Below are 13,533 nucleotides of genomic sequence, written 5' to 3'. Positions count from 1 at the left end.
CGCTGGGAACGGTGCCGGGATCTACTTCAGTTCAAGGATGCTTGACAGCGGGAGAGTGCGCTCGATATCGGATCGTTTGTCGCGACCGCGCAGTCGACCGCCGGACACCCCTGTCGGCTCGAGAACGAACTCGAGCGGACCTGAGTTTGGCACCTGGACGGTGACCGTGACCGTCTGTTTTGCGCGGATCGCGGCATCGAGCAGGCGCGCGACCCAGGCCTGTCGTGAATCCTCCGGGGAACCGAACTGCGCTGAACGAAGACTGGCGATGAGCGCCGAGTGGTCTGGAGCCGTTGGGGCGACAGGCGCATGCGTTGTTCGCTGTCGCCGCAGGCTGATGAGTGCGCCGTCCGGTGTCTCGGCGGCAACCGGGTACCGCGCATCACTGAGCGCCCAGAACACCACCTCGAACTCGAAGCGGCTCACCAGGCGGTTTTCCCCTGAGCGCTTCAAACCAAGCGAGGTCAGGGCCTGGTCAACCTGGAGCAGGCCGATCAGCGCGCTGTCGCTCGAGCGCACGTAGCTGTGTGCCTCCGGCTCGCTTGCGCTTGACGGAATCGTTCCCACCCGGATGGTCCCGAACCGCCCGGCGGCCTGCGAAATGAGGTAGTGAACGGGCTGCGGGATTCCGGTGAGGGAGATGCTCTCGAGAAATGCCAGCATGTTGCGGGCAGTGACTCCCGAAGACAGTGCCCGGTTGATGCTCGCCTGTGAGAGTCGGTAACTGAACGCCTGTGCGCGGTTCTCGAGGTCGGCAAAGCCGCGAAGCGTCTGGTCGAGGTCGGGTTGAAGTGGACCGGGGGCGATGATCGACAGGTCGTGCTGGAGGTATACCTGACTGACCTGGGCGGGGAAGAGGTGAGCCATCGCTGCCGCGGCTGCGTCGGCATCCGCTGTGAGAAGCGCAGCGCCCGGCGTGCTAAGTACCTGGCCTGCCGGAGAGGGGCCACTCGTCACTCCGAGCAGTTCCGCGTGGGCTGCGACCCGGTCCACTTCTCCGTGAAGCCACTCGCCGCCGGCCGGGTAGAGCCAGCGCGCGTATGAGTGGAGCGATTCGCCCCACTCGGTCCGGGCGCCGAGCACCGACCTCACTTCGCCGGGGATTGCCTCCACCCATGCGCGCGCAAGGACGGCCCAGCGATCAGCGGTGGACGCAGACAGCCACTTCTCACCGGTTTCGGTCGGATGCCATCCGCCGGTTTCGTGCGATGCCAGGTTGCTGCGTACGGCGAGATCGAGATAGCTGTCGACCGCAGGCTCTTCCACCTGCATCGCCCGCGCGAGTCGGCGCCGTTCAGGAAGCGCCGGACCACCCTTGCCGAGTTCACGGACCGGCTGCGACAGAAGCTCGACCACGAGTTCAGCGGTGGCCATCGTCGACTGGAAGGCGTGGTCGGCGGCACTGAGATCTGTCGACCGTGCGGATGCCGCGCTTGGCCTCGCTCCGGCCGGGGGTGGCGGGGATGTTGCCAGCTCGGCGAGGTCGGGAAAGCCGGTTTTCGGCCACTCGGCGAGAAGTGCCGACACGGGGCCGAGTGCGGAGAACCCGGTCTCCGTCCTGATGAGCAGCGCACTTTCGACAGCGAGGGCGGCGCGGTCTTCCACCTGATCGGGACTCATGGTTCCGATCCGGTCTGCCAGCTCAGCGGCGGTGAGCGAATCGGCCGTCGCCGCGGACAGGACCGCGAGGGTGTGCCTGTCGAGGCGTTGGAGCGCTGAACGGATGCCGGCGACCTCGAGGAGGCTTTCCGCGAGGTCGAAGAAGTCTTTGACACGTCCCCGCGGCGCGGGTGGACGGAGCGTCAGGAGGCGTTCGAGTGATGCGTCGTCCCGCACGCGAAGGCTGCCTGCGAGGGTCATAATGTCCGTCATGAGCAGCAGGCCGTGTCAGCGCTGCGTGAGCGTGCGCTTGTTGTCGCGGGAGCGCCGGACCACGCTCGTGATCATCAGCGTGATCAGAAGGATGAATGCCAGGGGGGGGCCGATGTACGGCACCATCACGACCACAGGCCAGATACCGCTGGCGAAATCGCTTGACCCCATTCCCTGCCAGGTGCCGATGATGATGGCGAGGAACGTTCCGACGGAGAGGATGACAAGCCCGAGCAGCATGAAGGCGAGGACTCGCTCAAAACGGCTGATGTTCTGCGGATTATTGTCGGTCACATGCTCAGGATATCGCTCCGGGCTGAATCCGGCAGAACTGGTCTGATGCGCGACGCTCTAAGCTTGAGATGCGGGACCAGAACGCCCGCTCGTCGCACGGCTCCTGCCGCGACGATTGCACCACTCGCCGGCGTGCCGGCGTGTCTATTACTGCGAGGTTGAGTCCATGCCCACCGGCAAGGTTAAGTTCTACGACGACGAGAAAGGCTTCGGCTTTATCTCGAGCGATGACGGCCAGGAAGTTTTCCTGCACGCATCGGCTCTGCCCGCCGGCGTGACCTCGGTCAAGGCCGGTACCCGACTCGAGTTCGGGATCGCGGACGGAAAGCGTGGAGTTCAAGCGCTCTCGGTTCGCGTGCTCGACGCGCCCCCGAGCCTGGTCAAACTCAAGCGCAAGCCCGCTGACGACATGGCGATCATTGTCGAAGACCTCGTGAAGCTGCTCGACGGACTCGGCGGTGACCTGCGCAAGGGCCGCTATCCCGACAATGCACACAGCCGCAAGGTCGCACTATTGCTGCGCCGGGTAGCCGACGAACTGGACGCGTGATCGCTGCGCCACGTTGGGCCCGCCGTCTTTTCCCAAGGAGCACTCAGATGAATCCCGCCGAGAACTCCACGACGGACCAGCCACTCGAACACGATCAAACAGCTCCCGCTGCCGACGCCGATTCAGGTTTCAACGCCGAATCGACCTCGGTCGAGCCGGTCGAGAGGGTGAACGACACCGTCACCCCTGACGCCGACCCGGACGACACGTCTGTCGACTCGGCGGAGAGCCACGCACCATCGGATGCGGTCCAGGAGACGACAGAGACGCCCGCGCAGCAGGAGGTCGCTGCCGAACAGCCGGATGCGCCCCAGCCCGCCGTTCCCGAGGCTGCCGAGTCGGAGCCGACCGGGCACGAGCCCGCGTCGACGGTTTCGGACATGCCGAAGCCCGCGCCCGTCGCCGACGATGTTCTCCTCGCCTCGGTCGACGTGGCTCGCGAGGCGCTGCTGAAGGTGACGCCCGCTTCGACGATCGGCGAACCGACCGGACACATCGTCGAAGACGACAACGTGCTCTCCCTTTTGTTTGCCTCGACTCTTCCCGGTTACCCCGGGTGGAACTGGACGGTGACGCTCGCACGTGTTGGCGACGATGCGCCCACCGTCCTTGAGACCGAACTGCTGCCGGGGGAGTCCGCGTTGCTCGCGCCGGTGTGGGTGCCGTGGTCCGAACGTCTCGCGGACTATCACGCGTCGCAGGAGGCCGCCGAGCAGGAGGCACGTCTTCTCGCGGAGGCAGCCGCTGAGCTGGAGGACGACGAAGACGACGACGATGACGGGTTCAGCATCCTTCACGCCGGCGATGTCGATGGCGTCGACGTCGACGAAATCGATGACTCCGATGAGTCGGACGATGATGAGTCGGACGATGATGACGAGTCGGACGATGACGAGTCGGACGATGACGAGTCGGACGATGACGAGTCGGATGATGACGAGTCGGATGATGACGAGTCGGACGATGACGATGAATCGGTCGACGAGTCGGATGACGCCGAACCGGATGACGAGTCCGACGATGACGAGGCCGAACGCAGCTACTGAACCGCCAACACATAACGCCCGCCACTTCGCAGTGGCGGGCGTTATTGCGTGGTCTGTGTGTTCTACAGCGCGTGGTCTAGAGTGCGTCGACGACGAACTCGATGCTGCGGGTGAGCTGACGGATGTCCTCCGGCTCGATCGCGGTGAACGTTGCGACGCGGAGCTGGTTGCGACCGAGCTTCCGGTAGGGCTCCGTGTCAACGATCCCGTTTGCCCGAAGTGCCTTCGCGACAGCGCCCGCATCAACAGCGTCATCGAAATCGATTGTCACGACGACCTGCGACCGGTCTGCAGGATCGGTGACGAACGGTGTGGTGTAGGAGGTCTTCTCCGCCCAGTCATACAGGTGTGACGAGGATTCCCCGGTCCGGGAGTCGGCCCAAGCGAGGCCGCCATTCTCTCGGATCCACGACACCTGGTTGTCGAGCATGACGAGGGTAGCCAGAGCCGGGGTGTTGAGGGTCTGATTCAGGCGGCTGTTGTCCACAGCGTTCTTCAGGCTGAGGAATTCCGGAATGTACCGACCGGACGATGCGATTCGTTCGACGCGCTCAATGGCGGCAGGCGAGAACAGCGCGAACCACAGGCCGCCATCCGATGCGAAGTTCTTCTGTGGCGCAAAGTAGTACACGTCAGCCTCGGCGGCGTCGATCATGACGCCACCCGCTGCACTCGTCGCGTCGATCACCGTGAGCGCGCCCGGGTCGGCAGTCACTCGCGTGACCGGGGCCATGACGCCCGTGGATGTCTCGTTGTGGGTCCAGGCGTAAACGTCGACTCCCTCAACGGGTTCAGCCGTCGACCGTGACCCGGCGGGCGCCTTTCGGACGTCGGGTGCCTCGAGCCACGGCGCCGCAGCAGCAGCGGCGAACTTCGAACCGAACTCGCCGAACGTGAGATTCTGGCTGCGGCGTTCGATCAGGCCGAAGGACGCGGCATCCCAGAACGCGGTCGACCCTCCGTTGCCGAGCACAACTTCGTATCCGTCCGGGAGTGAATACAGCGCGCTCAGGCCCTCGCGAACGCCACCGACCAGATTCTTCACCGGGGCCTGGCGGTGTGAGGTGCCGAGCAGCGACTCGGCGGCTTCCATCAGCGCCGCCACCTGCTCGGTTCGGATCTTGGACGGGCCGCAGCCGAATCGCCCGTCTGCTGGCTTGAGGTCATTGGGAATCACAATGTCAGGCATGCTCCGATTCTAGAAGCCAGCCGTGGGTCTGCGAGTTCTGTGACGGCCCTGTCGCGCCAAAGCGGGGTCCAGCGCACAGTAGGCTGGGTAGTATCGCGCTGAACCATGGGAGACGTCAATGACTGATCTGATTGACACCACCGAAATGTACCTTCGTACCATCCTCGAACTCGAGGAAGAGAACATTGTGCCTCTCCGCGCGCGGATCTCCGAGCGGCTGAGTCACTCGGGACCGACAGTGTCACAGACCGTCGGTCGTATGGAACGTGATGGACTCGTGGTGGTCTCCGGCGACCGCCACCTTGAACTCACTCCGACCGGACGCAGCAAAGCCGTGCACGTCATGCGCAAGCACCGACTTGCCGAACGACTGCTCAGCGACGTCATCGGGCTCGAGTGGGAGTACGTCCACGAAGAAGCCTGTCGCTGGGAGCACGTCATGAGCGAGCAGGTCGAGCGGAAACTGCTCGCGATGCTCAATCACCCCACCGAATCGCCGTACGGGAACCCGATTCCTGGCCTCGACGAACTGGGCGATACGCCTGCCGGCGCGTTTGCACACGGCGTGACAAATCTTGTGGAGCTGGTTCGCGGCCGCAGCGAGCCGGTCACCGCGACGATCCGACGCCTGGGGGAGCCAGCGCAGGTCGACCCGGAGCTTCTTCTCCAGCTCAAGCAGGGCGGGATCATGCCAGGGTCCGTCGGGGTCTTCTCCCCGGCCGGGTCTTACGTTCTGGTTCAGGTTGACGGTTTCGGCGAAGGGCTGGAACTTCCCAACGAGGTTGCCGGGCACATCTTCGTCGAAACCCCGTAAAACCAAGGATCACCGCGGCGTTCTCTCGCTTCGGGCATGGCTTCTGGCACCAGAGCCATTCGCCTTCCGTTACCCATTCGTTAAATTTAGGGCGACAAAGGTGACAAATTGGTAACGGTCCCGTACGCTCGAACACGTCCGAAGGTCAGAACTGACCGCAGGAACCCGTACCGAGGCGCCTCACCCGCTCGTCTCCTCGGCCGCGGGACCCGAATATTTTTGCAGACGAGACTCCATCCCTAGTGTGGTGTTCGAGGCGCCGGAGGTTCACGCTTTGGCCGTAAACAGCAACCCGTTCGACGGCGAGTCGGAGAAGATCGACCCGTCAGCGTCCCACCGGGTGGCCCTGCGCTCACCCCGTCCGGTTCGCAGCCAGCGCAGCGCAGTGACCCCCGTAGCCCCGGCAACACGGACCGCGAAGCCCGCTCCCAAAGAGAGCGTATGGCGTAAGTTCCGGTCGACAGCCATTATGGCGATCGTGGTCCCCGGGCTTTTCGGCACTGTCGCGCTTCCCGCGTACGCATTCTCACCGACCGCAACCGACGACGCAGCAGCCTCGTCCACCCTCCAGACTCTCAAGGAGTCCGGGGCGCAGTCGCTCTCCGTCGACGAAGGCGTGACCGCTGCCACCGTGGTGCGGGATGGGTACTCGGCAACGACAGCGGCAGAACTCGCCAATGCGCGAGCCGTCGCAGAAGCGGCAGAGGCGGAGACCCGCCGCGCCGAATTCGCAACCCAGCAGACCTCGTTTACCGGGCCGACGGCATCCGATCACCTGGCCAGTCCCGCCCACCCCTCGAACCTCAGCCTCGATCAGGTCTTCAACGTCGCCCTGCAGTACCAGGGCGTCCCATACGTCTACGGCGGAGCGACTCCCGCCGGCTTTGACTGCTCGGGATTCGTCAAGTACGTCTACGCGCAGTTCGGCATTGACATGCCGCACTCCTCGACCGCCCAGGGCAACATGGGTACCCGGATTCCGGTTGCCGACGCCGTTCCCGGCGACCTCGTCGTCAGCGCAGGACACATCGGCTTCTACGCCGGAGACAACAAGATTCTCCACGCCTCACGGCCGGGCACCCCGCTCCGCATCGGTCCGATCTACGCAGACAACTGGTGGATCGTCCGGATCGGAATCTAAGGTCTCAACCTGCCGGAATGATATTCCGCTGCGAATGGCGTGCTTCTCTCGGGAAGCACGCCATTTGTGCGTTACATTAAAGCCCTGACCTCAGGAAGAAGAAGCAGGACGCTCATGACTCGACAAGCCGGTATCCACACCACGGATGCGTGCGTTTGCCCGGGACGTGAGCATTTCGGTACAGCATGTCTCCGCCACGATGGTGGTTGGGATTAGGCGCAGTCTGCACAGACTGCGCCTTTTTGTTTGCCCGGATCCTCTCCTCGGCCTCAGGTCGGAACACCGAATAACCGCGAAGCCGTCGCGGCCGTTTGAGAGGAAACGTGACATGCGCACACTCGTGTTGAATGCCGGATACGAACCCCTTGCCATAGTGTCGTTCCGCCGGGCGCTGGTGCTGGTGATGAACGAGAAAGCGGCGATCATCGAGGTCGATGCCGCGAATCCCGTGTGGGGATCGGATGGTGCCCATGAAAGGCCTGCGGTGATCGTCCTCAACCGGTATGTGCGCATTCCCGCTTCGCGTCGCGTTCCCGTGACTCGTCGGGGCGTCCTTCGGCGGGATGCCAACCGGTGCGGATACTGCGGCAAACTCGCCGCGACCATCGACCACGTTATTCCCCGGTCACGTGGCGGCGAGGACTCCTGGGAGAATCTGGTGGCCTGTTGCCTGCGGTGCAACAACGCAAAGAGCAACCGCACGCCGGCTGAAATGGGCTGGTCCCTCAGGATCAAGCCACGGATGCCGCACGGTCCGACGTGGGCTGTGCGCGGGGCCGAAAAAGCGATGCCGGCCTGGGACCAATACCTCACGCCCGCCGCTGCCTAGCCGAAGGTTCGGGGCACGAGCGGTCGGTCGTTCACGCGAGCGGTGTTCACTCCGCTAAACTTCTGGAGTCAGCCTCTGTAGCTCAACGGAAGAGCACCTCCGTCCTAAGGAGTTGGTTGGGGGTTCGAATCCCTCCAGGGGCACACATGCTCATCGCCAGTCGGCCGGTCGATCCGGCTCCGGTGGTGTCAAACCAGATGCGGCTCTCCCTGCCTCTGCTTGGGCGGCCAGGGAATGAGCATCGATGTTGACCGCCGGTAATCGGCGTACGCGGGGTATTTCGACGCACTGATGGACTCGGTGAAGATCGTTGAGCCGATAAAGAGCAGGGTCAGCAACACCGGGCCGATGATCGTCCAGTTGATGACCCCACCCCACAGGCCGTTTCCCGCCGAGACCGCTGCTGTCGCCCCGATCGCGTAGAACGTCCACCACTGTGCCTGCTCAAAGAAGTAATTGGGGTGCCGGCTGAATCTGAAGAGACCCGAGGTGAGGAAGCCCGGACCGAGGTCTCCCGCCCTGCGCTTCTTTGCCTCGTGGAAGTTCCACTGTTCCTGGTCCGCGGTGAACTCGCCAATCAGGAACGCGACGAACAGTACGGCGAACACGCCGTCCCACCCGTTCAGCGGAGTGGGGTCCTGCCACGCCACGAGAGCGGGCAGCGTGATCAGCACCAGGAGCGCGTTCTGGTACAGCACGATAAAGAAGAGGTTGAAGAGCTGGAACTGCCACGGTTTCATCCGTGCGCGGAGGATGGCCCAGCGGTAGTCCTCCATCCCGGTGTATCCGCCCCTCCGCGCGAAGTTGAAGGTCAGACGCACGGCCCATGCCGTGACGAGAACAGCCATCAGCGTGAGCCGACCGGCATCCTCCGCGGCCGCTGTGCCCGAGATCGCGAATATCCAGACGTAGACCGCAGGAACGACCGACCACAGCCGGTCGACCCACGACGTATCTTTCGTGATCAGGGACGCGATCCAGCAGAACGCGCACGTGACGGCGAACACGATGAGTACGAGAGTGAGCGGGTTCATGCGCACAGCATACGGACGGGAAAGTGCAAGGGGTAGGACCGCGGTGCAAGCCCAGGCGGCCGACGAAAAGGGACGGCAACGTGGTAGGTAGCTGCTGTCGGAGACAGCGCTCGGGACCGGCAGGGGAGAGTCCGATGCCGGCCCCGAGCTGTGGGATTCATCCGTTACCTGAACAGTTGCATGGCCAGGAACTGATCACGCAATTGCTCGCGCTGCCGTTGAGTCTCCTCGACTTCCCGCCGACCAGCGTCATCGGGTACCGGCATGAGGCGCTGTCGCGCACCCGGTTTGGCTTTGCGGGGGCGACGGCTCCACGTGACGAGGGCAACCCCGAGGTGGAGCGCCGCTCGGTCGAGCAGTCCGACACGGCGAACTTCTCGCGCGTCGCGGACGGGAACGCTGGGTTGGGGCGGGTGTTCCTGGCGAGCGGGAGCGCTCGCGAATTGGGTATTCATGGGAGATATGTCCTTTAAGAGTGGGATCCAGGCACGCCGAAGAGAGTGCTCGGGATCGCCGAAGAGTGGGAACCCGCTGGTGCGGGCAGAGTGCGACGAGGTGCTCGTCACATACGGGGTGATAAGCCTGTTGGCAGGGTGCAGAAGTCTGCGGATGCCGCCTGGCCTGGCTTCGAAACCGTCACCACCGTCTGAACCGGTGGGTGTTCTACTGGTCAGGCAGTGAAGACGCCGACGAAGCCAGCTGTGGGTGATGCGATTGCAATAATCATTGAGAACACGCTGGACTCCTTTCGTCAATTGGGCGTAGGCATCACGGTAGCGGAGGCCAACCGTGAAGCGCAAGAACTTTTCCGCAATGTCATAGCCAGCCATCGCCCGCAGATACGGGTGGCTCCGTCTTGTCAGTGACTGCCCCTGGGGGTAATAACTCGGGCGGAATGACCCCAACTCGGCGAATATCCGGTGGTGCTACCGGCGATTGGGCCCGACAGAGCTTAGGGTGTGGATGTGTGGCGGCTAGACAAGAAACCAGAGACTCACGATTCCGATATCGCTGACGTCGATACTTCCCTTGCGCGTTCGGTCACCAGTCCCACTGGTTTGAGCGTCGGGGATCCGAATTTCACCGTGGGAAACGTGGCGGATGAGACCAGGAAACGGTGGCGAGAGCACCTTGCTTCCGTGGGCGGGCGGTCTCCGCTCTTGCACTTCGTGGATGACCCGCGCAATCGCATCGAGCTGAGTTCAACGCACCCCGGTGGGCTGCCTCAGTTCATCACCGGGCATTCCACCCTGCTGTCGAACCTCATTCGTGACGAACTTGCGCTCCGCGGAGCGAAAGCGGCCGCCGACCAGATCACCGTCAAGGGCGTCGAACTGCGGACCGTTCGCGGCATCGAATCGGTGCACCTCGCGATCGGGCTCGCCGAGTGGCGCCACGGAGAAGAAGAGTTCTCCGCGCCCGTTCTCCTGCGTCCCGTCGCCATTCGGCGCTACGGCCGCGACTTCGAGCTGAAGCTCAAGGGAATGCCCTTCCTCAACCCCGAACTCGCCAGGGCACTGCACGAGCAGTTCCAGATCACTCTCGACGCCGAGGCGTTTGAGGCGCTCGCCGTCACCAATGGCGCATTCAAACCGCAACCTGTCATCGACCGGCTGCGCGGACTCACCCAGCACCTCGAGTGGTTCAGCGTCCAGCCGAGGCTCGTTGTGTCGAGCTTCGCCGAGGTCGGAACGGCGCTCGTTCGCGACGCCAGGGATCTTGACCACCCGGTGCTCAACGCGCTCGCCGGAAACCCCGGTGCCCGCAGGCTCGTTGAAGGTTTGTTCCGACCGGTGGATGCCATCGGTCAGGACGATCGACCGCCGACAACCGACACGCTCCTGCTCGACGCAGACACCGAGCAGGAGAACGTGATCGCTCAGATCGCGGCCGGCCACTCCATTGTGGTCACCACCCTCCCCGGAACCGGTGGGACGCAGACCGTGGTCAACGCCATTGGCAGCCTCGTTTCCCAGCACAAGCGTGTTCTCGTCGTGAGCGCCAGGCGCTCCAGCCTCGATGGCATCCGTCACCGTTTCGCGAAGGTCGGTCTCCCCGGCATCACCGTGACCCCCGCGAGCATCCGCCGCGACCTGATCCAGGCGATTTCACGCAACGAGAAGGCTGTTGCGCCGAAGGTCGCCGATGTCGATGACGCGCTTGTCCGCCTGCGCAAAGTGCTCCTCGACTATCGCGGGTCCCTCGGGCGGATCGACAGCGGACTCGGTGTCAGCGTCATCGACGCGCTCCAGGCGCTCACCCGCCTCGGCAACCTTCAGGATCAGCCCACGACGACCGCGAGGCTTGACCTCGCTTCTCTCGAGAAGCTCGCTGGCAACCGCGACATCATCGCGCGCAAGCTCGCGACCGCTGCTCAGCTCGGCGAATTCCAGTACGGTCCTGACGACTCACCCTGGTACGGTGCGCAGTTTGCGAGCACGAAGCAGGCGAAGGCGACGCACGCCCTCGCCAAGAAGCTGCACAGGACAGAGCTGCCCCGACTGCTCGAGCGTGGATACGAGCTGATCGGCCAGACGCGGATGCGTGCCTTCGAGTCGATCGAAGAACTCGGCATCTACCTCCGGCTGCTGCTCGACATTCGCGAGACCCTGGACAAGTTCCAGCCGAGCGTCTTTGACAGGTCACTAGGGGAACTAATCGCCGCGACAAGCGCGAGGCGAGACGCTCCGAGCATGACGAGCGCCAACCGCCGTAGGCTGAAGAAGCTCGCTCGTGAGTATGTGCGCCCCGGAGTGCACGTCACGGACATCAATGCAGCGTTGCGACGCATCCAGCAGCAGCGCACGCTCTGGCAGCGGTATGTTGCGGCGGGCGTGAATCCCGAGGTTCCCCTCGGTATCGCCGACGTGCAGGTTGCGTACCAGCGCGTTGTTGAGGATCTTGCCCAGCTCGACGCGCCACTCAGCCGCACGGCCAAGGCCCAGTCGCTGCTGTCGATGCCCGTCAAGGAGCTCGTCAGGCTCATGTCGGGACTGGCAGCAGACTCCGCGGTGATGGAGAACCTCCAGGAGCGGACGACGCTCATTGCTGAGCTCCGTGAGAAGGGCCTTGCCCCACTCATCACAGACCTCTCGGTGCGCCATGTCCCCGAGGCCAAGGTTGCAAATGAGCTTGAACTCGCCTGGTGGCAGTCGGTGCTCGAGCACATGCTCACGACGGACCGTGCGCTGCTTGGTGCGAACACCAGTGTCATCGACAGGCTCGAAGCAGACTTCCGCCTCGTCGACGAAGCGCATGCCTCCTCGACCGGCGCGCTGCTCGGCGCCCTGCTCTCCGAGAACTGGAAGATCGGCCTCGTCGATTACCCGGATGAGGCCACCGCACTCAAGAAGCTTCTCCGCACCGAGGGTGCAACCCCGTCGAAGCTCGAGAGCACGGCACCTCACCTCTCTCGCGTGCTCTCCCCGGTGTGGCTTACATCGGTGTACGAAGCCCACCTCATCCCCGAGAGTGTCCGGTTCGACACGGTGTTCCTCGTCGACGCCGGGGCAACCACCCTCGCTGAGAACGCCGGAGCCATCCGACGCGCACGCCAGGTCGTTGCCGTCGGCGACCCCGTCACGCAAAGCCCGACGCCGTTCACCGTCGCCATTGGGGTGCCGACGCCGGCTGCCGGCGCTGACGATGTCGACGCCAGGCACGCCGACTCCGCTCTCGCACGACTGTCCGGCCTGCTGCCGACCCTGACCCTGACGCGCAGTTACCGCGCCGGTGGTGAGGATCTGGCCGAGCTGGTTAACCACAGGTTCTACGGTGGCGAGATCGAGTCACTGCCCTGGGCAGGGTCGTTCCTGGGCCACGGCAGCCTCACGCTCGACTACGTTCCCAACGGCCATGGCATGCCGGACCCGGAAACCGGGGGAGTGGAGAGTGTCGACGCCGAGGTCGCCCGCGTGGTCAACCTCGTGCTCGAGCACGCCATCAACCGCCCGCGTGAATCGCTCATGGTCGTCACCGCGAGCGAGAAGCACGCCACCCGTGTGCACCAGGCCGTCATCTCAGCGTTTGCCATGCGCAGCGACCTCTCTGATTTCATCCTCAAGGAACGACCAGAGCCGTTCTCGGTGCTCACTCTCGAGCAGTCAGTGGCGGAGAGTCGCGACCGGGTTATTTTCTCGCTCGGTTACGGCGTGACCCCGCACGGTCGTGTGCTCTCGAACTTCGGCGCCCTTGCCCGGCCGGGTGGGGATCGCCTGCTCGCGGTCGGAATGACGAGGGCGAGGCGATCCATGGTGATCGTGTCGTGCATCCGTCCCGAAGACATCGACACCGATCGGATGCAGCACGGCATCGGAGCACTCGCAGAGATCCTCAAGCAGCCGGTACAGCACGTCCCGGCGCCTCCCGCGACAGACGGTGCTGAGCCCATGCTCATCGACCTCGCCGAGCGGTTGTACCGCCACGGTTTGTCGGTCGAGGTCGGCTATCGGGGCAAGCTCGCCCTGGTCGCGGCGTACGAGGGCAAGGCGATCGCCGTGGAGTCCGATCCCGAAGTGAGCAGCGACTCGCTGCGGGAGTCGTTGCGCCTGCGCCCGGACGTGTTGCGCCGCCTCGGCTGGCACTACCTCCGGGTACACAGCTTCGACCTCTTCAGCGACCCCGACGGGGTGACGCGAAAGATTCTGACGATGCTCGGTGTTCCGTCGCGGGGCGCCGACGCCGGGAGCAGTCACGAATCGGATGCCGCCAGCGACGTCGCGGACGTCCCTGAGCACGGCCAGCAGGAGCGCGTACACTGATCGA

11 protein-coding genes and 1 tRNA gene are annotated in these 13,533 nt (G+C 64.2%); 7 read left to right on the top strand and 5 right to left on the bottom strand.

Translation table 11 applies throughout. The annotated features are described in order from the left end of the window. Nucleotides 1-21 precede the first annotated feature (21 nt). Entirely contained in the window at nucleotides 22-1,872 is a 1,851-nt protein-coding gene (locus C3E77_RS10725) for a helicase-associated domain-containing protein (protein WP_108391626.1), read from the bottom strand. A 15-nt stretch (nucleotides 1,873-1,887) separates the two neighbouring features. Beyond that, complete coding sequence (locus C3E77_RS10720; protein WP_108391625.1) at nucleotides 1,888-2,166, bottom strand: multidrug ABC transporter ATPase; 279 nt, start codon at nucleotides 2,164-2,166, stop codon at nucleotides 1,888-1,890. Between the two features lie 166 nt (nucleotides 2,167-2,332). On the opposite strand from C3E77_RS10720, the gene C3E77_RS10715 reads away from it, so the two are divergent. Continuing rightward, nucleotides 2,333-2,716: a cold-shock protein gene (locus C3E77_RS10715; RefSeq protein WP_108391624.1), complete on the top strand. Its 384-nt coding sequence runs from the start codon at nucleotides 2,333-2,335 to the stop codon at nucleotides 2,714-2,716. Nucleotides 2,717-2,763: 47 nt separating this feature from the next. Continuing rightward, entirely contained in the window at nucleotides 2,764-3,762 is a 999-nt protein-coding gene (locus C3E77_RS10710; RefSeq protein WP_234031190.1) for a DUF3027 domain-containing protein, read from the top strand. Between the two features lie 76 nt (nucleotides 3,763-3,838). On the opposite strand, the gene serC is transcribed toward C3E77_RS10710, so the two are convergent. Beyond that, entirely contained in the window at nucleotides 3,839-4,951 is a 1,113-nt protein-coding gene (gene serC, locus C3E77_RS10705) for a phosphoserine transaminase (protein WP_108391623.1), read from the bottom strand. A 118-nt stretch (nucleotides 4,952-5,069) separates the two neighbouring features. Here serC and C3E77_RS10700 point away from each other — a divergent pair, with 118 nt between their 5' ends. The 4 genes from C3E77_RS10700 (at nucleotide 5,070) to C3E77_RS10680 (ending at nucleotide 7,878) form a co-directional block, all read left to right on the top strand. Next, entirely contained in the window at nucleotides 5,070-5,765 is a 696-nt protein-coding gene (locus C3E77_RS10700) for an iron-dependent transcriptional repressor DtxR (protein ID WP_108391622.1), read from the top strand. 274 nt (nucleotides 5,766-6,039) lie between these two features. Then, entirely contained in the window at nucleotides 6,040-6,906 is an 867-nt protein-coding gene (locus C3E77_RS10690; protein WP_146188099.1) for a C40 family peptidase, read from the top strand. 328 nt (nucleotides 6,907-7,234) lie between these two features. Further along, nucleotides 7,235-7,735, top strand: a complete 501-nt coding sequence (locus C3E77_RS10685) for an HNH endonuclease (protein WP_108391619.1) — start codon at nucleotides 7,235-7,237, stop codon at nucleotides 7,733-7,735. Between the two features lie 71 nt (nucleotides 7,736-7,806). After that, a tRNA-Arg gene (locus C3E77_RS10680) sits at nucleotides 7,807-7,878 on the top strand. A gap of 45 nt (nucleotides 7,879-7,923) precedes the next feature. On the opposite strand, the gene C3E77_RS10675 is transcribed toward C3E77_RS10680, so the two are convergent. Both C3E77_RS10675 and C3E77_RS15440 read right to left on the bottom strand, forming a co-directional pair. Then, a complete protein-coding gene (locus tag C3E77_RS10675; protein ID WP_108391618.1) occupies nucleotides 7,924-8,769 on the bottom strand; it encodes a DUF1295 domain-containing protein in 846 nt (281 codons plus the stop codon). Between the two features lie 164 nt (nucleotides 8,770-8,933). After that, nucleotides 8,934-9,224: a hypothetical protein gene (locus C3E77_RS15440; RefSeq protein ID WP_162924981.1), complete on the bottom strand. Its 291-nt coding sequence runs from the start codon at nucleotides 9,222-9,224 to the stop codon at nucleotides 8,934-8,936. Nucleotides 9,225-9,734: 510 nt separating this feature from the next. Between C3E77_RS15440 and C3E77_RS10665 the strand changes: the two genes are divergently transcribed. Beyond that, nucleotides 9,735-13,529, top strand: coding sequence for an AAA family ATPase (locus C3E77_RS10665; RefSeq protein ID WP_234031189.1), 3,795 nt, complete (start codon nucleotides 9,735-9,737; stop codon nucleotides 13,527-13,529). The last annotated feature ends 4 nt before the right edge of the window (nucleotides 13,530-13,533 follow it).

The sequence above is a fragment of the Mycetocola zhujimingii genome, assembly GCF_003065425.1.
Lineage (GTDB): Bacteria > Actinomycetota > Actinomycetes > Actinomycetales > Microbacteriaceae > Mycetocola_A > Mycetocola_A zhujimingii.
Note: the sequence above shows the minus strand (reverse complement) of the source record. Positions and strands in the feature narration are given on the sequence as shown.